This window comes from Paenirhodobacter populi (genome assembly GCF_004022215.1).
Lineage (GTDB): Bacteria > Pseudomonadota > Alphaproteobacteria > Rhodobacterales > Rhodobacteraceae > Rhodobacter > Rhodobacter populi.
The window spans coordinates 85,055-103,501 of sequence record NZ_SAUZ01000018.1 but is presented as its reverse complement, the minus strand read 5'-3'; the positions used below and the strand labels follow the sequence as shown (position 1 = coordinate 103,501).

At 62.4% G+C, this 18,447-nt stretch carries 23 protein-coding genes and 1 tRNA gene; 23 read left to right on the top strand and 1 reads right to left on the bottom strand.

The features are described 5' to 3' along the window. Positions 1 to 11: 11 nt before the first annotated feature. The 23 genes from D2T30_RS15695 (at position 12) to D2T30_RS15580 (ending at position 17,723) form a co-directional block, all read left to right on the top strand. Positions 12 to 503 (top strand): head-tail connector protein, encoded by a 492-nt coding sequence (locus tag D2T30_RS15695; RefSeq protein WP_128209655.1) that lies wholly within the window; start codon positions 12 to 14, stop codon positions 501 to 503. Then, positions 500 to 823 carry a head-tail adaptor protein gene (locus tag D2T30_RS15690; RefSeq protein WP_128209654.1) on the top strand — a complete coding sequence of 108 codons (324 nt, stop codon included), beginning with the start codon at positions 500 to 502 and terminating at the stop codon, positions 821 to 823. Before D2T30_RS15695 ends, D2T30_RS15690 begins: the two co-directional genes overlap by 4 nt. Next, positions 823 to 1,389: an HK97-gp10 family putative phage morphogenesis protein gene (locus tag D2T30_RS15685; RefSeq protein WP_128209653.1), complete on the top strand. Its 567-nt coding sequence runs from the start codon at positions 823 to 825 to the stop codon at positions 1,387 to 1,389. The genes D2T30_RS15690 and D2T30_RS15685 overlap by 1 nt, the downstream gene beginning before the upstream one ends. Positions 1,390 to 1,393: 4 nt before the next feature. Further along, complete coding sequence (gene gp17, locus D2T30_RS15680) at positions 1,394 to 1,780, top strand: tail completion protein gp17 (RefSeq protein WP_128209652.1); 387 nt, start codon at positions 1,394 to 1,396, stop codon at positions 1,778 to 1,780. Further along, positions 1,773 to 2,243 carry a phage tail tube protein gene (locus tag D2T30_RS15675; protein WP_128209651.1) on the top strand — a complete coding sequence of 157 codons (471 nt, stop codon included), beginning with the start codon at positions 1,773 to 1,775 and terminating at the stop codon, positions 2,241 to 2,243. The genes gp17 and D2T30_RS15675 overlap by 8 nt, the downstream gene beginning before the upstream one ends. Positions 2,244 to 2,251: 8 nt before the next feature. After that, a complete protein-coding gene (locus D2T30_RS15670; protein ID WP_128209650.1) occupies positions 2,252 to 2,587 on the top strand; it encodes a hypothetical protein in 336 nt (111 codons plus the stop codon). Between the two features lie 77 nt (positions 2,588 to 2,664). Continuing rightward, positions 2,665 to 2,871 (top strand): hypothetical protein, encoded by a 207-nt coding sequence (locus D2T30_RS15665; protein WP_128209649.1) that lies wholly within the window; start codon positions 2,665 to 2,667, stop codon positions 2,869 to 2,871. Positions 2,872 to 2,889: 18 nt separating this feature from the next. After that, positions 2,890 to 3,717: a hypothetical protein gene (locus D2T30_RS15660; RefSeq protein WP_128209648.1), complete on the top strand. Its 828-nt coding sequence runs from the start codon at positions 2,890 to 2,892 to the stop codon at positions 3,715 to 3,717. Between the two features lie 70 nt (positions 3,718 to 3,787). Continuing rightward, positions 3,788 to 5,776, top strand: coding sequence for a hypothetical protein (locus D2T30_RS15655; protein WP_128209647.1), 1,989 nt, complete (start codon positions 3,788 to 3,790; stop codon positions 5,774 to 5,776). Further along, positions 5,776 to 6,345 carry a hypothetical protein gene (locus tag D2T30_RS15650; protein WP_128209646.1) on the top strand — a complete coding sequence of 190 codons (570 nt, stop codon included), beginning with the start codon at positions 5,776 to 5,778 and terminating at the stop codon, positions 6,343 to 6,345. Before D2T30_RS15655 ends, D2T30_RS15650 begins: the two co-directional genes overlap by 1 nt. Continuing rightward, the gene (locus D2T30_RS15645) at positions 6,342 to 6,902 is read left to right on the top strand and encodes a hypothetical protein (RefSeq protein WP_128209645.1); all 561 of its coding nucleotides are present in this window, start codon (positions 6,342 to 6,344) and stop codon (positions 6,900 to 6,902) included. Before D2T30_RS15650 ends, D2T30_RS15645 begins: the two co-directional genes overlap by 4 nt. Continuing rightward, positions 6,899 to 7,300 (top strand): DUF6950 family protein, encoded by a 402-nt coding sequence (locus tag D2T30_RS15640; protein WP_128209644.1) that lies wholly within the window; start codon positions 6,899 to 6,901, stop codon positions 7,298 to 7,300. The genes D2T30_RS15645 and D2T30_RS15640 overlap by 4 nt, the downstream gene beginning before the upstream one ends. A gap of 61 nt (positions 7,301 to 7,361) precedes the next feature. After that, positions 7,362 to 9,956: a phage tail protein gene (locus tag D2T30_RS15635; protein ID WP_241651306.1), complete on the top strand. Its 2,595-nt coding sequence runs from the start codon at positions 7,362 to 7,364 to the stop codon at positions 9,954 to 9,956. After that, positions 9,953 to 10,801 carry a hypothetical protein gene (locus tag D2T30_RS15630; RefSeq protein WP_128209643.1) on the top strand — a complete coding sequence of 283 codons (849 nt, stop codon included), beginning with the start codon at positions 9,953 to 9,955 and terminating at the stop codon, positions 10,799 to 10,801. The genes D2T30_RS15635 and D2T30_RS15630 overlap by 4 nt, the downstream gene beginning before the upstream one ends. Positions 10,802 to 10,864: 63 nt before the next feature. Beyond that, positions 10,865 to 11,512, top strand: coding sequence for a hypothetical protein (locus tag D2T30_RS15625; protein WP_164884321.1), 648 nt, complete (start codon positions 10,865 to 10,867; stop codon positions 11,510 to 11,512). Beyond that, positions 11,509 to 12,213 carry a hypothetical protein gene (locus tag D2T30_RS15620; protein ID WP_128209641.1) on the top strand — a complete coding sequence of 235 codons (705 nt, stop codon included), beginning with the start codon at positions 11,509 to 11,511 and terminating at the stop codon, positions 12,211 to 12,213. Before D2T30_RS15625 ends, D2T30_RS15620 begins: the two co-directional genes overlap by 4 nt. Before the next feature lie 11 nt (positions 12,214 to 12,224). Next, positions 12,225 to 12,506 carry a hypothetical protein gene (locus D2T30_RS15615; RefSeq protein WP_128209640.1) on the top strand — a complete coding sequence of 94 codons (282 nt, stop codon included), beginning with the start codon at positions 12,225 to 12,227 and terminating at the stop codon, positions 12,504 to 12,506. 65 nt (positions 12,507 to 12,571) lie between these two features. After that, positions 12,572 to 12,934, top strand: coding sequence for a hypothetical protein (locus tag D2T30_RS15610; RefSeq protein ID WP_241651305.1), 363 nt, complete (start codon positions 12,572 to 12,574; stop codon positions 12,932 to 12,934). A 126-nt stretch (positions 12,935 to 13,060) separates the two neighbouring features. Continuing rightward, a complete protein-coding gene (locus D2T30_RS15605) occupies positions 13,061 to 13,276 on the top strand; it encodes a hypothetical protein (protein ID WP_128209639.1) in 216 nt (71 codons plus the stop codon). Between the two features lie 62 nt (positions 13,277 to 13,338). Beyond that, on the top strand, positions 13,339 to 13,890 hold the full coding sequence (locus D2T30_RS15600; RefSeq protein WP_206612982.1) for a glycoside hydrolase family 19 protein: 552 nt from the start codon (positions 13,339 to 13,341) through the stop codon (positions 13,888 to 13,890). Beyond that, complete coding sequence (locus tag D2T30_RS15595) at positions 13,887 to 14,162, top strand: hypothetical protein (protein ID WP_128209637.1); 276 nt, start codon at positions 13,887 to 13,889, stop codon at positions 14,160 to 14,162. The genes D2T30_RS15600 and D2T30_RS15595 overlap by 4 nt, the downstream gene beginning before the upstream one ends. Before the next feature lie 200 nt (positions 14,163 to 14,362). Beyond that, complete coding sequence (locus D2T30_RS15585; protein WP_128209635.1) at positions 14,363 to 17,053, top strand: phage tail protein; 2,691 nt, start codon at positions 14,363 to 14,365, stop codon at positions 17,051 to 17,053. Between the two features lie 103 nt (positions 17,054 to 17,156). Continuing rightward, a complete protein-coding gene (locus D2T30_RS15580) occupies positions 17,157 to 17,723 on the top strand; it encodes a winged helix-turn-helix domain-containing protein (protein ID WP_128209634.1) in 567 nt (188 codons plus the stop codon). A 600-nt stretch (positions 17,724 to 18,323) separates the two neighbouring features. On the opposite strand, the gene D2T30_RS15575 is transcribed toward D2T30_RS15580, so the two are convergent. Further along, positions 18,324 to 18,399: transfer RNA gene (locus D2T30_RS15575), tRNA-Ile, on the bottom strand. Positions 18,400 to 18,447: the final 48 nt, after the last annotated feature.

Sequence of the window (18,447 nt, the reverse complement as noted above, 5' to 3'; positions counted from 1 at the left end):
GAGGTTCTGATATGACCCCTGTTCGCACGGTCGCCCCGGCCGACCCCGTTGTTTCTTTGGAAGACCTAAAGGCGCATCTGCGCGTGGACAGCGATGATGATGACATGCTGATCACCGCCTATCAGGCCGCTGCCGTGGGGTGGCTGGATGGGTATCGCGGCGTTTTGGGGCGCTGCATCATGCCGCAGACGTGGCAGGTGACCTATGACGCGCCCGGCACCTATCGGCTGCCGTTTCCCGGCGTGCAGACGGTCGGGGCCGACGCAGGGACAGCGACACTGTCTCATGACGCGCTCGGCTCTCTGGTGACGATGACCGAAGCGGCGACGGTCACGCTGACCGCTCAAGCGCCGGAGGATATTCTCGCCAGCGTGCAGATGATCGTGAAGCTGATGGTCGCCCACTGGTATGAGAATCGGGAAGCGGTGACCCAAGGGAGCTTCGCGGAGCTACCGATGGCCGTGAACGCTCTGCTGGCGCCGATCCGGTGGGTGCGGATATGACCGCCGGCGCGCTGGACCGCCGCATCACCATAGAGCGCGACGCCGGCGAGAATACGCCGTCAGGCTGGAAACCCGATTGGCAGCCGATCGGGCGGATATGGGCGGGTCGGTCGGACATCTCGGATGCGGAAAAGGCCGCGGCCGGGACGGTTCAGGGGACGGTCGTTTCCCGTTTCGTCGTCAGATCAACAACGCTCTCGCGGGACATCAAGCCGAAGGATCGATTTGTGACGGAGGGCCTGACGTTTTCCATTGTGGGCGTAAAGCAAAGGGGTCGGCGTGACTATCTTGAGATCACGGCAGAAGCGAGGCTGGACTGATGGCGACGGTCAAGGTCGAAGGGCTTAGAGATCTTGAGGCAGCGTTGATGCAGCTCGAAAAAACCGTCACACGCAAGACCGTCGTGCGAAACGCGCTTAAGAAGGCAGGGCAACCGATCGCGGAAGCCATGCAGCAGAAGGCGCCAGAGAGGGCCAAAGGCGGCGGCCGCCTTAAGCGCAGCATCACGGTTGGCACTAAGATCAAGGGCGAGGCAGGCAAGGCAGCATACGCTGCTGCGATGCGCGCAGGTTTTGATAAAGCAGCGGCTGTTCGGCAAATGCGCGATGCGAGGCGGGCTGCGAAGGGAACCATGCCGCCGGTGATGATGTTCGTCGGGCCATCCGTGAAGGCACCGTATGCTCATCTGGTAGAGTTCGGCACGGCCCCACACAAGGCGGGCGGTATGTTCAAGGGCGCGGATCATCCCGGAACTGCGCCGCAGCCGTTTATCCGGCCCGCATGGGACGGCAACAAGGATGAGGCTCTGCGCATCATCAGCACGGAAATGCGTGTGCTGATCGATAAGGCCGTGAAACGGCAGGCGAAACGCAGGGCGAAAGGCTGAGAAAATGGATGAGGCCTTCTGGGCGATGCTGACTGGTTCGTCGGCGGTGCAAGAGATCGTGGCCGCTGGCGTATTCTGGGGCGTAGCGCCGCAGGATGCGGTGCCGTCATATCTGGTCGTGACCGTCATCAGCGCCACCGACAATCCGCACATGCAGGGGGCAGGGGGCTTCTGGCAATACCGTGTCCAGGTGGACAGCTACGGCACGGACCGTCCCGCAGCTCGTGCGTTGTCGCGGGCGGTTCTAGGTGCATTGAACGGGAAGCGCGCCGGGGAAATCCGGCTGATCCTGATCGACGCAGAGCGCGAGATCTATGAGGACGGCGCCGCGGGGCGCCCCTTCCGGTTCTCGCAGGATTTCATTGTAACATGGAGGCCTGATCATGGCTGAACTTGCTTCGCAAGCCGAGGTGGCTTGGGATGACGAACTGTGGATCGGGCCCACGAGCCCGGCCGGCGCCACGGTCACCGAATGGACCCAGATCTACGGGATCGAAACGCTGAACACGCCCGAGCGCACGCCCGACGATATCGACGTGACGCACATGCAGTCTCCGGGCCGCGCGCGCGAGACGATTCCCGGCATGATGGGATCGGCAGACTGGTCGCAGGATCTGCAATTCTGGCCGACGCATGCGTCACAGGTCCTGCTCGACAACCTCGCCACCCTGACCGAGACGGGCGAATATGAGAACGTCCTGATCGAGTTCGTCGTGGGCGGCATCCGACGCACCTATCGCGGTTACGTCAACACCTTCATCCCGCAGGCGTCCGTCGGCGAGAAACGCATGGTGACGCTGAACCTGAAGATCTTCGAGCGACGGGCGACGAACCCGCGACCCGTGACCCCGTGAGGTGAACCATGGCTGATGTGACCGGTGCATTGCACCATACCTTTGGCGGCAAGGAATACACCCTGCGGCTGACGTGGGGCGTCCTCGCGGAGATCCAAGCCGCGCATGGGGACGACTTCCTTGATCGCCTGAGCAATCAGGACGGCAAGACGCCGCCCTTCGCGCTCATGATTGACATCGCGGCGAAGGCGCTCGCCAAGGGTGAAAAGATGCCGGCCATCGAGGCCTCCGATCTGGCCGACGATATGCTGACGGCCGATCCGGAACTGATCGGGCGGCTCATGGTGGCGGCACTCCCGGACGCATCGGGAAACGCGGTGGGGGCGGGGAAGCGGAAGCGCTGAACCTCGCCCGTGCCTGCGCTCTCTACATCGGCGCCGGGCTGGCCCCGGAGCGGTTCTGGTCGATCACGCCGCGCCTGATGGCCGTCGAGATGGAGGGCGCGGCGATCCGTCTGGAGCGCGAGCGGGAAATGGTCTGGTTCAGTGCCATGCTCCCCTATCTCGAAAGGCCGGTGACGCTGAAGGCTTTCGTTGGACGGAAAGAAGCTCCGAAATCCCGCGCGGCGAGGGTCAAGGCTTTCCACGCGGCGTGGGATCGGATCGATCGGGCGTTGGGGCGGCAGTAAGGTTCCACAGGATCGTCAATGTGCGTGCGCTGGTCGGGCAAGCCGCATAACACGAGCCGGGGCTGTGGTGGCCCCGGCGATCATCAACTTGACGATGCCAGTGTTTGCACCTCTGATGCTTTTGTATTGGAGGTCACGATGCTTAGGACAATTGCACTGGTTGTATCTGCTACTATTTCTCTACCGGCACTAGCCGATGGCGTGAGTGCCGAACAATGTCGGCGTGAAACTCGGTCTATAAAGTGCAGCGTGACAAATAATGAAGATAAGGCTGTCGGATCGTTAACGTATGTGGTCGTCGTCGGAGAGGATGGGCGCTCAATCCCGTGGGCAAGAAGTGGCGGCAGTTTTTCTGTTGCTGGCGGCATAGAGCCAGGTGAAGCCGTTGATCTCGACTTTCCGCTGCCAGAATTACCGGACAGAGCGGCAGGTCGGGATCTGGTGTTTTCGGTGTCTGCTGTCCCGAAGGAAACCGCGACGGGAGATTGGCGTTTACATGTTCCGAGGTCTGATCGCAGCGGGCCGCCCTTAACTGCTGGCGAAAAAGAGGCCATTTTGGTTGACCTGCGGAGGCAGTGGAACGTTGGATCGCTAAGCACAGAGGCGATGAAAGTCTCGATAACGGTGCAGTTCGATATGCAGATGAACGGCAGTCCGGTGAATAGCTCGATCAGAATGACGGCACATTCGGGCGGATCTGGCGCGGCGGCGATGCAGGCATTTGAGGCCGCGCGGCGCGCCGTCATTCGAGCGGGAGCGGACGGCTTTCCACTTCCTGCTGAGAAATACGGCTGGTGGCAGCAGCTTGAAGTCGTATTCGCCCCGGACATGATGCGAATAAAGTAGCCTGACTGATTAGGCGTGCGATCAGAGACCCATGGCGATTGCTGTGGGTCTTTCTTTTGGGAGATACGGTATGGCAGACGCAATCGGTGCCCTCTATGTCTCGCTCGGACTGGACAGCGCGGCGTTCACCGCTGGCGTCAAGCAGGCGCAGACACAGGCGAAGGCCTTCGCGGGTCAGGTTGGCAAGATCATGGGTGGGGCCATTGCTGCCGCAGCCCCTGCTATGGCGGCGATTGGCGTTGCGGCAGCGAATATGGGCGCGGAGATCCAGCGCGCCGCGCAGCTTTCCAACGCGTCGGCTGTTGAGTTCCAGGGTTGGTCTGCGGGTGCCAAGTCTGTCGGCATCGAGCAGGAGAAGCTGGCGGATATCCTCAAGGACGTGAATGACCGGGTGGGGGATTTCATCTCGACCGGAGGCGGCCCGATGAAGGATTTCTTCGACGTAATCGGCCCCAAAGTCGGCGTCACGGCGGAGCAGTTCCGCAATCTGTCCGGTCCACAGGCGCTGCAACTCTACGTGGACAGCCTGAAAAAGGCGAACGTGAACCAGCAGGATTTCACCTTCTATATGGAGGCGATGGCGTCCGACAGCACCGCGCTGCTGCCGCTCCTGAGGGATGGCGGAAAGGGCATGGCCGAGTATGCCGCCAAGGCGGCTTCGCTCGGGGCCGTTCTGGACAATAAGACTATCGCGGCTTTTGCTCGTGCGAAGCAGTCGTTTAGTGATGTCCAGATGGCGTTTTCCGGGTTCCGAAACATCATCGCGCAACAGGTTGTTCCGGCGATGACTGCCCTTGCCAATGCCTTCGTTGAGGCGTCGAAAGAGGGGAACATTATCGGTGACACGGTGCGCGCGATAGCAGCGCAGATCCCGCACATGACGGCCTATGTGACAGCATTTCTCGCGGTGATTGGGGCGAAATGGGTCGCGGCGTTCGCAGCGGCGCGCGTGGCTACGTTTTCTCTTGTCGGCGCGCTGGCCGCGATGAAGGGGGCAATTGCGGCTACAGGTATTGGTCTGATCGCAGTTGCAATTGGGGAAATAACCTATCGGGTTATGGAATGGACGCGGAGCGTCGGTGGGCTGTCTGCCGCGTGGTATACGTTCAAGGCGAAGTTTTTCGAGGTCTTGCGCGATATGGCTGGCCGGTGGGTCGATTTCACCTGGACCATAGCCGACGGAATGAACTCTCTCTTTGGCACGGATTTCGCCGGTCAAAGTGCGGTAATCACGCAGGAGCTGGGCGCGGCGCAATTGGCCGCCGAGGAGCAAGCGGCGGCGGCACGAGCGGCGGCACAAGCTGCCGATGACGCAGCGGGTGGCTTCAATCGTCTGGGCGGCGGCCTCGATCAGGTCTCTTCCGCCTCCGACAAGGCGAAGGCAAAGCTTTCCAGCCTTCAGGAGGTGATGAAGCGGCTCAAAGAGCAGAACGCCGAGCTGAAGGCGACCATGAGCATGTCGGATGTCGATGCTGACGTGTGGCGCAATCAGCGTGACGCGGGGGTTTCGGCGGACAGCAATGACGGGAAGCAGATCGCCGCCATCACAAAGATGAATGCCGGGATGCAGTCCCTCAAGGATGCGACGAAGGAATGGCAGTCGTCGATTTCGTCGGCGTTCTCGTCGTTTCTTACCGGCGCTTCGTCGTTCAAGGACATGGTGGGGCAGATCATCGGCAAACTCGCTGAGATGGTGATGAACGCCGCGTTCCAGAACATGTTCACGCAAAACTCTGGATGGATGGGAAGCGTCCTCAAGGGCTTCGGGATCGGCGCGAATGCGAATGGCACCAACAACTGGCGCGGCGGACTGACGGCGATCAATGAGCGGGGCGGTGAGATCGTGGATCTTCCTTCCGGCTCGCGAATCATTCCACACGACGTTTCGAAACGGATGATGGATGGGACTGGATCAGGCGGGATCAGTATCTCTGTTGACGCCCGTGGCGCCACCGAAGGAACGGCTGATCTGATCGCGCGAAAGCTGAATGAGGTAGCGCCAACACTCATCGCCCAGTCGGTCTCGGCCATGAAAATGGCGCAGAAAAGGGGGGCCTGATGGTTGCCGAGTTTCCGAAGTCCTATGTGACGGGTGTCACGCGCGCTCTGGACAGTGCGATCGTGTCGACTTCCTCGCCTTTTTCCTATGCCGAACAGGTGCAGGATTTCGGCGGGGAGCGTTGGTCCTTCACGATCGAGGCAAAGGCCCGGGGCCGCGAATTCGAAGTGTTCGCGAATTCGATCCTGAACAAGAAACTCCCGTTCACCTTTCGCGACTGGCAGGAGGGTGTCGGTTCCGGCGCGCTCATCGTGTCTGGGGCGAACCAATCCGGGAACAGCCTGAACGTGGCGGGCGCATGGGGAGATATCAGCCTGCGCGCTGGTGATTTCTTCTCGGTCGAGATCGGAGGATATCACCGTCTCCATCAACTGACTGAGGACGCGGTTCCCACTTCCGGTGGGGCTGCCGTTCTGCGCTTTGTCCCGCGTCTTCGGGCATCACCATCGAATGGAACTTTCGTCGAAATCAAGGCTCCTGCAGTAACATTGCGGGCCTCGTCCAAGGTCTCTGCGCCCGTCGGTTTCGTCGTCACGATTTTTGACATCTCCGCCGTGGAGGCACTATGAGCCGCGATCTCTCTCCCGCCAATGCCGCGGCTCTGGCTGCTGATCGCGTCCGCATCATCGCGCTGTTCGAGGGAGAGTTCGCGTCCGGCACGGTGCGGCTCTGGTCCGGTCTGGGTAGTCTCGTCTGGGGCGGACGGACCTGGGCGGGTGCCGGAACGCTGATGGGAATCGGCTCGATCGAGGAAACGAATGAGGTGACCGCGAACGGTGCCTCGATCTCGTTATCTGGCGTGCCGCTGGATCTGGTGCAGATCGCCATCGACGAGGCGCAGCAGGGCGCGCCGGGACGGCTTTACCTCGGCTTCATGTCCGAGGACTGGCAGCTGCTGGCCGATCCAGAACTGATCTTTGCCGGGCTGCTGGATGTTCCGCAGATCGAAGAGGGGGCCGATACCTGCACGGTGACGATCAGCTACGAGAACCAGCTGATCGATCTCCAGCGTGCGCGGGAGTGGCGCTACACGGATGAAAGCCAGAAGACGCTCTATCCCGGAGACCGGGGCTTCGAGTTCGTCACGACCATTCAGGACATGGATCTCGATTGGGAGATGTCATGACACGGATCGACGGATGGGAAACCATCCTTGTGGAGAAGATCGAGGGCGCCCGGCGGCGCCCTTTTTCATGGGGTGCGCATGACTGCGCCACCTGGGCGATGGACGTGCGCGCTGCACTGACCGGCCTTCCGAGTGCAGCAGAGGCATGGCGCGGCCAGTATTCGACGGCGCGCGGCGCACGGCGCTGGCTGAAGCGGCACGGCTGGCGCGATCTGGATGCGCTGGCGGCGGGCATCATGGGTGATCCGCTGCCCCGCGTCCTCGCGGCGCGTCGCGGTGACGTGGTGATGTTCCGTGGCGCCATGGGGATCTGCATCGGCGAGCTTGCCGCTTTCGCCGGGCCGGAAGGATTTGTGCTGGTGCCGTTGGCGGACTGCCAGACGGCGTGGAGGGCTTGAGATGCCTCAGGTAGTCATCGGTGCGATCGCCCTTGGCGGCGCCGCGCTGTCGGCTGGCGGCGTGGCCGCCGCGCTGGCTGCGACCACATGGGTGGGCGTTGTCGCGAACTTTGGCGCGTCCCTGCTGCTGTCCGGCGTCTCAACGGCGCTCATGGGGAAGCAGGCCGGAACGGACAATGCCCTCAGGTCCCGGCAGGTGTCGTCAAAAGAACCGGTTGCGGCGCGCGAGCTGGTCTATGGCCGCGTTCGCAAGGCGGGCACCATCGTGTTCATGGGAACCTCCGGCGGGTTTGAGAATCGATTTGGGTCGATGGTTCTGAGCACAGACGACAAGCGCCTGCATCTGGTGATCGCGCTTGCGGGGCACCAGGTCGAGGGGATCGACGAGATCTATTTCGACGGCGAACTCGCATTCAATGCCGACGGTAGTCCGGCGGACCGTGTGCTGACAAAAAAAGGTGGCACTGTCGCATGGGCGTGGAAGCATCTGGGCGGGTCGGATCAGCCCGCGATGCAAAGCCTGATGGATCATTTCCCCGGAAAATGGACCGCGGATCATCGGCTGCGCGGCGTGGCCTACATCCACATCATGCTGTACGGCTCGAACGAGGTGTTTCCGAATGGCGTGCCCAACGTCACGGTCACCGTTCGGGGCAAGAACGACATCCTCGATCCGCGCACGGGACAGCGAAGCTATACGAACAACGCGGCGCTATGTATCGCGGACTATGTGGCCGACAGCCGATATGGGCTTGGCGCAACTGTGGGCGTCGAGACCGGAATTCGCCAAGGGCGCCTGATCGAGGCGGCGAATGTCTGCGATGAATGGGTTTCCCGTCCAGACGGCGGATCGGAACAGCGCTATCGCTGCGATGGTATTGTCGACACTTCGCAGACGCCGCAGACGATCATTCAGGCGATGCTCACCGCGATGTGCGGGCAGGCGATCTATTCCGGTGGGGCGTGGAACATCCATGCCGGCGCCTACCGCATCCCGTCGCTCGCGCTGAACGACGATGACGCCGCGGGCAATGTAACGCTGACGACGCGGATGAGCCGGTCGGACAATTTCAACGGCGTGAGGGGCGTGTTCATCAGCCCGGAAAATGACTGGCAGGCGGATGACTTTCCGGCCTTTCAATCGGCGGTCTATCTGGCTGAGGACAGGGGCCGGGAGGCGTGGAAGGATCTGACGCTGCCTTTCACCACGTCGGCTTATGCGGCGCAGCGGATCGCCAAGATCCAGCTGGAACTGGCGCGGCGGCAGATGTCGATTTCGTGGCCGGGTCGGCTGCGCTGTCTTCAGGCGGCCTGTGGCGATACCGTGTCCCTTACCCGGGCGCGGTGGGGCGCGGCGAACAAGCCGTTCGTCGTGACCGGCATGTCGCTTCAGCCCGTTGCGGATGGTCTGGGCCTGATGCCGATGCTATCGCTGTCGGAAACCTCGCCGCTGGTCTACGACCACAACGCCAGCGAGATGCAGATCTACGCTGCGGCGCCGCGGACCAATCTGCCAAACGCCTGGCAGGTTTCTCCGTCCGGCATTCAGTCGGTGTCCGAGGAGCTTTATGTCACCCGCACGGGCGACGGCGTGAAGTCCCGCGCGCTGATCGTCTGGTCGGAAAGCGAGAGCGTCAATGTCGATCGGTATGTCCTTCAGGGGTCGTCCGATGGCGAGAACTGGGTGACGATTGCCGACACGCGCGATACGCAGGCCTATTTCGAAGACGCGATGCCAGGATTCTGGCAGTTCCGGGTTCAGGCCATCACCCGCCTCGGCGCAACGTCCGAATGGTCGTATTACCAAGCCGAGATCTATGGCATGGCCGGTGAGCCATCGGAATTGCAGAATGTCACGCTGCAAACCGCGGGCGGTCTGGCCGTCATCAAATGGGCGCTGCCGTCGGATCTCGACGTGCGTTATGGCGGGCGGATTGTCATCCGGCACTCGGCTGTGCCGAATGCGGGCTGGTCGAACAGCGTCTCGCTGGACGAGGTGCCTGGCAACAGCACGATCGCCGTCGTGCCGCTGATGCCGGGCACCTATTTCGTGCGTGCGGTCGATAGCTCTGGCACACTCGGGCCGATCACAAAGCTGACGGCGTCGGGCGCGCAGGTGGTGGCGTTCGTGAATGCCGGAATCCTCCAGGCGGACGCCAGCTTTGCCGGGACGCATGACAAAACGGTCGCGGTAAACGGCGAGTTGACGCTGTCTTCGCCAACGCTGTGGGACGCGCTTCCGGGCAATGTGGACAGCCTGCCGAACTGGGACTTTCCAGAGGGACCGGTTTCCGAGGGAATGTATACCTTCGGTTCGACAATGAACTTGGGGGCGGCAAAGCTCGTGCGCCTCCGGGCGCTGATCGAGATGAGCTCACTTGTTCTGAGCGACGACTGGGACGGGCGCATCGAAACCGTCGATTCCTTTCAGGACTGGGATGGCGATGCGCAGGGCGAAGCCGATGTCGAGATGCAGGTCCGCACGACAACGGACAATCCTGCAGGCTCGCCGATCTGGGGTAACTGGTCGAGACTGGATGCCGGCGAATACCGGGCGCGGGGCGTGCAGGCCCGCGCCATTCTCACATCAAAAAGCGCGGACGTGGCACCTGTGGTGAGCGTGCTGCGGGTGATAGCAGACGAGGTAGCAGCATGACGCAGGTGACAAGCCTGAGTGTTCCGAACGGCACGGGCTCAGCCGTCCGGCAGGGGTTCAACAATTCGATTTCCGCGACGGCCACGCTCAACAGCGGTCCATCTGCGCCGCCGACGACGTGGCCTTACATGTTGTGGGCAGACACGACAACCGGGCTGGTAAAGCTGCGAAATTCAGCGAATACGGCCTGGATCACAGTTGCGGCAGGCTATCCGATCGGATCCTCTGGCGGATCCGTGCCCCTGCTTTCCGGGACGAATACCTGGAGCGCGATGCAGACCTCATCTGCGGAGGTCGGTTTCAGGGGGCAAAGATCAAGCCAAACCACGACCCCTGGTGAGATCAACTACGGCGGGAGACTGCGTTCCGGGATCGTAGGGGTTATCGCCGATTTCTTCATTCAGTCCACCGTCAATGGCGCAGTGGATGCGGTGATTACCGCAGACAACGGTTCAGGCCAAAATGCGGCATGGCTCTTCAATCCAGTCAGCGGGAACGGTTTTGCCCTCAAAGGGGCATGGACAAGCGGCTCGGACATCAGGCTCAAGCCCGATCTGGAGCCCATCAGCGATGCCCTGAGCAAGGCGCTGACGGTGCGGTCAGGGACCTATCACGACGCACGTGACGGACAGTTCCGCGTGTCGGTCGTGATGGATGACATTGATGCAGCGATCCCCGGATCGGCATCGATCATTCCCGAGGTGACGCTGGCGGATGGCTCGGTCATCAAGGATGTCAAGGCTGGTGACTGGGGTGCGCCTGTGGCCCTGCTTTATGCCGCCCTCCAGCAGATGGCCGGGCAGGTCGAAACGCTGAAGGCCGAACTCGCGGCGCTCAAGGCCTGATTATCTATCCTTCTACGCCGCTGCGGCAATTTGAGGTGACACATGAGTGTTTTGAGAAGCCGGGTGACCGGACCCGTTGTCCTGCCGGACGGCTCACCCGCAATGGACGGAACGCTGGTGATCTTCCAGCTGCGTTCGTGGGACAAGACGGACACCGCGCTCGTTATGCGCGGTCCCGTTATCGCGCAGGTTTCCGCGGGGGTGATCGATGTCGAGCTGTTCACAACATCAAGCGGTTCCATCGGCACCGTTTATGATGTGAGCTACAGGTATTCGATCCTGAACCCCGTCGGCCCAGATCGGGCCGTAGAGCAAAGAGTTGGACCCGTCGCGATCAACGGCGCCGGCCCTTATACATTGGCTGACCTGCTGCCAGTGCGCCTGCCGTCCGACGTTTCAAAGGCACACCGGATCAAGCGGGGCGACACGCTGTCGCTCGGCATGCAGTGGATAGACGAGAACTATCATCCCATCGATCTCACGGGGGTGACGATCACGTCATCCCTGCTTGGGCCCGATGCAGCCATGCGGACCCTGACCGTCGCCTTTGTGTCTCGGCCCGCGGGGACGTTTGAGGTGGCGATGCCATCCACGCAGACCGCACTCCTGCCCCTCGGCGAGCATCAAATCGATATCAAGGCGACCGTCGGCACTGTCACCAGGCGCAGCAAGACCGGGACCATCATCGTGGAGAGGGGTATCACCCAATGAGCACCATTTTCGACAAATCGAACCTTCTGGCGTTTGCTGCTGGTGCTCTGCCGGTCGGCGGTGTTTCGCCTGCCACCATGGCGGCGGCTCTTGGCCTGTTGCAGGGTCAGATCAACGCAATGACGGCGGCGGGTGTGTCCGGCATCAAGGGTCCGTATGGCACGACCGCAGGTGGGATCGCAGGCACTTCGAACGGAGATTATTTTCTGGTCATCAGCACGTCGACCGGGGCCAGCAATCTTTACCAAAATGTCAGCGGCACCGCGACGCTCGTGATGCAGTGGACGCGGCCGGTTGTCGGTACGGTGTCGCAGTCGGGGGGATTGCCGACCGGGGCTATCATCGAGCGCGGCAGCAACAGCAACGGCAACTACACCCGGTGGGCGGATGGCACGCAGATCTGCACCGGCACGCTCACGCTCACCCGGAACCTCGATATCTCGTGTCGCGGCATCTGGACACATCCCGCGTCATTTTTGGCCGGAAGCAATCCGACCCTCACCGCGACCCCCATCTTTACGACTGCCGTTGGATATGCTGACACCTCTGTCACGCGAGGGTATTGGGGGACAATCGGAACACCAAATCTCATGGGCGCAGGAAGTGGCCTTGTGGACCTCTACAAGGGGAACAGCGCACCTAGCATCCCAGAGGGGGCAACGATCATGGTAGCAATTACCGCCATCGGCCGTTGGTATTGAGGAGAATCAAGATGCAGATCACATTCAGCCCGCAGCGCCGCGACGACATGCTGTCCGCCAGCGTCGACGGCAACATCCTCACTCTCAATGACGAGGTGATCGACCTGACCAGTGTGACCGCAGAGGATCCGCGGGATTTCGAGGGCTCTGACTGGATCGTCGGGCAGGCAACGCGCGTCGATGGGGAGCTTCATGTGACCCTGATCCTGCCGGTCGGCCCAGAAGCCTCGGAGGCGCAGCGGTTCCCGTTGCCCGTCAGCGTCAGTGCCGGCGCTGTGCCACTCCCGGTCTGACGCATCCTGAAATCCGACGACACGGCCCCGCTCCGGCGGGGCTTTTTCATGCGCAGGAGGCGCGATTGACTGAAGATCCTCAACCCTTCTGGCGCGAAGTTGTGACGGCGATGCTGGCGTCTGGCGCGTTTGCCGCGGCGCTCTGGGGCGCCCTCGGAGGTGCTACCAATGCGCTCGTGATCCGCACCACGATCCGGGAGGCCGTCCGGCACATTGCCTTGGGCGCGCTTTTCGCCGCGGGGATCGGTGGCCTCGGTGCGCCGATCGTCGGCTACTGGCTCGGCATGCCGCCCGAGACCCTGACCATGACCGGAGGCGCCGCCGGCGGCTCTGTTGCCTATCTCACCGGCTCGATCGGAGCTGCCATCTTTGAGGTCGTGATCCAGCGCATCCGCGCGGGGAGGCTGCCCCATGATACCAATCCGTGATCCGCGCCCGCAGTCGACATGTCCCGTAGTGGCAATGTGGCTGCGCATCGGTTTCGCCGTGGGGGTCTTCCTCGCTGCGCACCTGGCCTTCTGATGTTCCGCCACCCCACATAGAGGAGACCGACCATGGCAAATCGCATGCTGAAATGGTTCGAGTTCAAGCACCTTCCCGACCGCCTGAAGGAGGTCAGCGCGCATTTCGGCGATCTCGCGCAGCAGATGGACGATCTTCTCCCCGAAAGCGCGGAGAAGACTGCCGGAATGCGCAAACTCCTCGAAGCGAAGGATTGCTTCGTCCGCGCGCGGATCGAGGCCGACGACCCGCCGAAATCCGACGGCTGACACCCTCGATGATCTGACGACAACTACGCCCGCCTCGCGCGGGCTTTTTCATGGGAAATGACATGGATTTCGATCGCATCCGGCCCCTATTCGGGGGGCGGCTCACATCGTCACAGGTGGAAGGGATCAATGCCATCCTTGCCGCCGTCGATGGCCTGCCGCTGGCGCACCGGGCCTATCTGCTGGCGACGGCCTTCCATGAGACGGCGCAGACCATGCAGCCGATCACCGAACGCGGCGCACGGGCATATTTCGACAAATACGAGCCGGGCACGGCGATCGGCCGCCGGCTTGGCAACACGCGGGCAGGGGACGGATACCTGTTCCGCGGCCGCGGCTATGTCCAGATCACCGGACGCACGAACTATGCCAAGGCCGGCGCGGCCCTCGGCATCGACCTGATCGCCAATCCTGACGCGGCGCTGCGCCGGCCGATCGCTGCGCGGATCATGGTTCTGGGCAGTTGCGAGGGTTGGTTCACCACGCGCAAGCTCGATGATTACCTGCTGAGCCGCCCGCCGGATTACCGCAGTGCGCGCCGGGTCATCAACGGCACCGACCGGGCGGAGATGATCGCCGGGTACGCCTGGTCGTTCGAGAGGGCCCTGAAATGATCCGCGCCCTTCTGTTCTTCGGTGCCCTCGCCACCGCGTTCGCACTTTTGCAATCGTGGCGCCTGTCGCAGGCCGAAAGCCGCCTCGATGCGGCCGAGGCCAAAGTCGCCGCCTATGTCGAGGCCGCGCAGATCCGCGCCAAGCAGGATGCCGACCTCGCCCGGCTGCGCCGTGAGGCGGCCGAGGTCGATACCTACCTCATAACAGCAGGAGGCGGAGATGTGCCGCTCAGCGATTATCTGTCTGATGCTGCTCGCAAGCTGTGGCCGTGATCCGCCGGCGCTGGCGCTGCTCGATCTGAGCGATTGCCCCGGCTGGACCGGCGGCACCCCGACATCCGAACGTACCTTCGCAAGAGCCGCCGCTGCCGAACAGGCCGGGCGGCTCTGCGCCAACTCCAAGCTCGCCGCGGTCCGATCGGTCGCGGAGCAGGAATAACCTCCGCAATCTGCCAGTAACAAGGAACATACCAATGGCACGCATGCCCTTCGGCCGTCCCCGGCCCCGTCGGCGCCCCGGTGGCGGCACCCTCATTGCCGGCATCTCCATCTCCGTCAGCCCCTCGGCCCTCTACGTCGGCGGCGCGTTCACCATCACGGTGACCGTCCCCGCAGGCGGCACCCTGTCCACGGTCACCGCGACCGACGGCGGCACGCCCATCGCCCTGACCGGTTCTGGCAACACGCGCACCGGCACGGCCCCGGCCGAGGCTGGCCCGCTGGTGGTGACCGCGACCGGCGCGGATGCGGATGGCAACCCGCTGACGGCAAACCGGACGGTGCAGGTGCGTGAGGAACCGGTTGCCCCCACCGCGCCCGGCCAATTCTCCACCTCCGACTGGTCCGTCACGACCGGCCTCGCGGCTTCGCAGGTCGTGCTCAACGTCTCGGCTCTGCCCTCGGACGGCGGCAGCACGATCACCGCGCTGCAGTACACCGTCGACGGCGGCAGCACGTGGACCGCGCTGACCGGCGCCGGCACCGGATCGCGGACGCTGACCATGCCCGCGGCGGGGACCAGCTACACCTTCGCCCTGCGCGCGGTGAACGCGGTGGGCCCGGGCGCGGCGAGTGCGACGAAAAGTGCGACGAGTGGGGCGGAAGACGCCGAAGTTACCCCACTCACCATGTCCCGGACTTCGCTGAACCGTGGGGACAATGTAACGGTAACAACCGCCACTGCCGTGGATAGCCTGACGGCGACTGTCAACGGGGCTGCTCAGGCTGTCACAGGGTCTGGCAGAAACTGGACCATCTCCAACCTTGCGCCGGGCGGACTTACGATTACCGCCAAGAAAGGAACCGAAGAAGTCAAGGCAAAGGCCCTCGTCGGGAATACCGGGGCAACGTCACGTGACCTTAATGAGCCGTGGTGCTATTTCGGCGCTTCCATGACGAATAATCTCGATTTCAATATCCCCCGGGCCATTTCGTTGGCAGGCGGTGACGGCACCAATTTCACCTATATGTTCCGCTCGGCCAGTGGGCTGCGGGAAATCTGGGATAATGACGGCATCGACACCACCGGAACGGCCCCCGCTGGCCCCGGTGGCGCACCGTCGCTCAAGACCGCGCTTGCTGTTGGTGACAGGAAAGTGCTGATTACCGGCGACAAAAGCGGCGGATACTACGACTTCGATACGGTCGAGGCGATGTATCAGTGGGATGAACTCGCAACTCGCAATGGCGTTACGGATCGCTACTTTTACATGATCCACTATTCGACCATGCCCACCAATACGGAGATCGCCAGCATCGGGTCCGTGTCGGGGGCGCAGGACACCTTCCGCGCATTCTGGGTCGATAATGCACGGAAAAACCTCAGAAAGAAGGAAGAATGGCTCGCGCACTACAACGCGAATCGTGTTCCGGGGACAAAGCCGCTCTGGGTGATTCCCGTCCTCCCCATGTATCTGGCGATTTATGACGCAATCGAGGCTGGAACTGCCCCTGCCGAAATCACGTCGATGGGCCAATTTTTCTTGCGTAGTTCGCCCAATGACGGGCACATGAAAGACCTCGGCCTTTATCTCATCACTCTGGCGCACTATGCCACGGTGTGGCGACGCAAGCCGACTGGGATGCGGTTCACGGATTTCTATTCCAACAGCACCACTGGTTCGGTCGGCGAGGAAACCAGCGCGTGGCTGGTAGACCTCGTATGGGACATCATCACCGCGCGGACGGATACCGGCCTAACCGACACGTGGACATACCCGGCTATCGCGGCTGCCACCCCTGCGGCGCAGACCATCAGGGTGGGCGTAAGCACCCCGGGTAGCGTCGAGGTCAGGACATCCAATGGATTGGCAGCCTCGGCGCTCAGTATGCCCGACGCCATCACAGGCGTCCCGGCGGGGAGCGTTACCGTGGGAACCGACAACGCTTCCGCCGTCACCGATGCCCTCAATGTGCTCGGGCTCGGGACTGGGGCGAATAAACTGCGGGCCTTCCGGGTGGATGAATCCGTAAATGCCGCCTACACATTTGCGTTTCCTCCTGAAACTGTGGTGGGCGACCGGGTTGTCTTGGTTGCTGTAACGGCAGCAAATTCTACCGCACCGTTCTATAACGCCGCTTCTCAAGCGGAAGCCGAGGTTGCCAGGAAAACCTTCTGGGGTAGCAGTCAGGTCAACATGGCCGTTCGCAGCGGCCTAACGCCGAGCGGGGGCAATGACCGCCGGTCCTTCACGATGGTGCAGGTTACGGCCACCGAGGACAATATCGGGAAGACCATAGCCACCAATACTCTTTCAGGGCTACTGGTGACGGTAGTGGTCAAGGGAGACGCGACCGTCAGCTTTGTCTCTGCATCGCAGGCCCAAGATGGCACAGACCCGGAAGCGAGCTATGCGAGCATGACCGTGCCCGCCGCGCCGGATGCCCAAAGCGGAAGTCTCGTTCTGACGATGGTGGGGGGCGGTGTTGGCCGTGGTTACACGTTCGCGTCCAGTAACCTTCGCATGCAGTGGTGGTCCAAACCAGAGCGTATGGTGACCACGCCAAATTCGCAGGATCTGACAGCGGTGCAAATCTCGGGGCAGCTATTCCAGATGGGCTTTGAATACCCAGACGGGCCACTGGGGGCGGAAACCATCGACGCGGTGGGGCGCAAGGTGTGGAGTTCCAACATTGTGCGGCTGGTCATTAACCCGCTGGCATGACCCGTTCCCCGGCTGGCCAAAGCCAGCCGGGGGCCACCATCGTAATGGATACCGACATGACCCCCTTGGAAAAAGGCTACCCGCTGCGCGCAGGCGGCTATTGATGACCATTCGCGCCGACATCATGGCCCTGCCGCCGCAGGATCGCCTGCCCGCCGCGCTTGCGGTGATCGGCGACCTGACGGGCGAGGAGAACGGCATGGCCGCGGCCTATCGCGAACTGGGACTCTCGCCGACCCAAGCGCGCATCGCGGCCTACCTGACGCGGAAAAGCCCCGGCGTTGTCCCGTTCGACGCCATCACGCTGGTGGCAGGTGGCATCGCATCCGATCCGATGTTTCCGGATACCGCGAAGACGCACGTCCACAACCTGCGCCGCAAGCTACCGCCTGCCATCAGGGTCGTCACCGTCTGGGGCGAGGGCTACCGGATCGAGGGCGAGTTCCCAAAGCCGGTCAAGACCCCGCCGGTCCAGATCCCCGCCGACATCCGGCGCGAGATCCCCACCTTCGGCCGAACCGGTCAGCGCTGGACGCCGGAAGACGACGCAACCCTTGCCGAGATGTGCGCCAGCGGCTCCGCTTGGTGGGCGATCGCCGACGAACTAGAACGCAGCGAGCGCGCCGTGCGGGACCGGTGGCGGGCGATTGGGAACCCACATCCGTCATGAGCGTTTTACAGGCGTATGTGCGAGTGAAAGCCGCCCAGCCTGAGGGGGCCGGGCGGCTGTTTTACGACCCGATGCGTCTTCTGCCCCGGCTGGCCTCGGCCGGTCGGAGTTTAGTCGCGGATGGCCCGTTTCAGCAAAGCGACTTTCCGCGTCTTTCATACCCCATATGGGTGATGCGCCCGCTCACAGCCGCAGCCTGACGTTACGTGCCTTCCGTCGGACTTGCCCGATATCAAGGACACGCATCGTGCCCGAGGCTACAGTCGAATCGTTAAGAGTGCTGTGGTTAACGAGTAGGGCAGCCGCTCGGCGGGAGGCAGTCGGGCGGCGGCTTTGCCGGTCCCTGAGGTCTTATCAAGCCCCCGGTCGCCTTGTGGTGGCCGGGGGTGTTTTTTGGGGTTCAGGCGTCCTCGATCAATGCCAGATCATCATCCGGCAAAGGGAGTTGCAGATCCCGCGCCTCCGCCCATGGTCCGGTGAGCCATCGGGACCAGACGACGAGCAGAATCGTCCGTTCTCAAGGCAAGTGTCCCACGGCACAATTTAACATGGGACACATTTCCCGTAATATGATGGTTTATAAGGAAAATATATGGTGACTGGTAGGCCCGGAGGGACTTGAACCCCCAACCAAGGCGTTATGAGCGCCCTGCTCTGACCATTGAGCTACAGGCCCTCAACGTCGTTCTCTGGATTATGCAGGAAACCGTTCGGGGTCAAGAAA

What these genes read in the sequence shown, in the direction of transcription:
- D2T30_RS15655 (WP_128209647.1), top strand. Translation starts at nt 3,788, where the DNA reads ATGGCAGACGCAATCGGTGCCCTCTATGTCTCGCTCGGACTGGACAGC.
- D2T30_RS15685 (WP_128209653.1), top strand. Translation starts at nt 823, where the DNA reads ATGGCGACGGTCAAGGTCGAAGGGCTTAGAGATCTTGAGGCAGCGTTG.
- D2T30_RS15600 (WP_206612982.1), top strand. Translation starts at nt 13,339, where the DNA reads ATGGATTTCGATCGCATCCGGCCCCTATTCGGGGGGCGGCTCACATCG.
- D2T30_RS15675 (WP_128209651.1), top strand. Translation starts at nt 1,773, where the DNA reads ATGGCTGAACTTGCTTCGCAAGCCGAGGTGGCTTGGGATGACGAACTG.
- D2T30_RS15645 (WP_128209645.1), top strand. Translation starts at nt 6,342, where the DNA reads ATGAGCCGCGATCTCTCTCCCGCCAATGCCGCGGCTCTGGCTGCTGAT.
- D2T30_RS15695 (WP_128209655.1), top strand. Translation starts at nt 12, where the DNA reads ATGACCCCTGTTCGCACGGTCGCCCCGGCCGACCCCGTTGTTTCTTTG.
- D2T30_RS15650 (WP_128209646.1), top strand. Translation starts at nt 5,776, where the DNA reads ATGGTTGCCGAGTTTCCGAAGTCCTATGTGACGGGTGTCACGCGCGCT.
- D2T30_RS15595 (WP_128209637.1), top strand. Translation starts at nt 13,887, where the DNA reads ATGATCCGCGCCCTTCTGTTCTTCGGTGCCCTCGCCACCGCGTTCGCA.
- gp17 (WP_128209652.1), top strand. Translation starts at nt 1,394, where the DNA reads ATGGATGAGGCCTTCTGGGCGATGCTGACTGGTTCGTCGGCGGTGCAA.
- D2T30_RS15580 (WP_128209634.1), top strand. Translation starts at nt 17,157, where the DNA reads ATGACCATTCGCGCCGACATCATGGCCCTGCCGCCGCAGGATCGCCTG.
- D2T30_RS15690 (WP_128209654.1), top strand. Translation starts at nt 500, where the DNA reads ATGACCGCCGGCGCGCTGGACCGCCGCATCACCATAGAGCGCGACGCC.
- D2T30_RS15640 (WP_128209644.1), top strand. Translation starts at nt 6,899, where the DNA reads ATGACACGGATCGACGGATGGGAAACCATCCTTGTGGAGAAGATCGAG.
- D2T30_RS15665 (WP_128209649.1), top strand. Translation starts at nt 2,665, where the DNA reads ATGGCCGTCGAGATGGAGGGCGCGGCGATCCGTCTGGAGCGCGAGCGG.
- D2T30_RS15660 (WP_128209648.1), top strand. Translation starts at nt 2,890, where the DNA reads ATGTGCGTGCGCTGGTCGGGCAAGCCGCATAACACGAGCCGGGGCTGT.
- D2T30_RS15585 (WP_128209635.1), top strand. Translation starts at nt 14,363, where the DNA reads ATGGCACGCATGCCCTTCGGCCGTCCCCGGCCCCGTCGGCGCCCCGGT.
- D2T30_RS15615 (WP_128209640.1), top strand. Translation starts at nt 12,225, where the DNA reads ATGCAGATCACATTCAGCCCGCAGCGCCGCGACGACATGCTGTCCGCC.
- D2T30_RS15620 (WP_128209641.1), top strand. Translation starts at nt 11,509, where the DNA reads ATGAGCACCATTTTCGACAAATCGAACCTTCTGGCGTTTGCTGCTGGT.
- D2T30_RS15670 (WP_128209650.1), top strand. Translation starts at nt 2,252, where the DNA reads ATGGCTGATGTGACCGGTGCATTGCACCATACCTTTGGCGGCAAGGAA.
- D2T30_RS15605 (WP_128209639.1), top strand. Translation starts at nt 13,061, where the DNA reads ATGGCAAATCGCATGCTGAAATGGTTCGAGTTCAAGCACCTTCCCGAC.
- D2T30_RS15630 (WP_128209643.1), top strand. Translation starts at nt 9,953, where the DNA reads ATGACGCAGGTGACAAGCCTGAGTGTTCCGAACGGCACGGGCTCAGCC.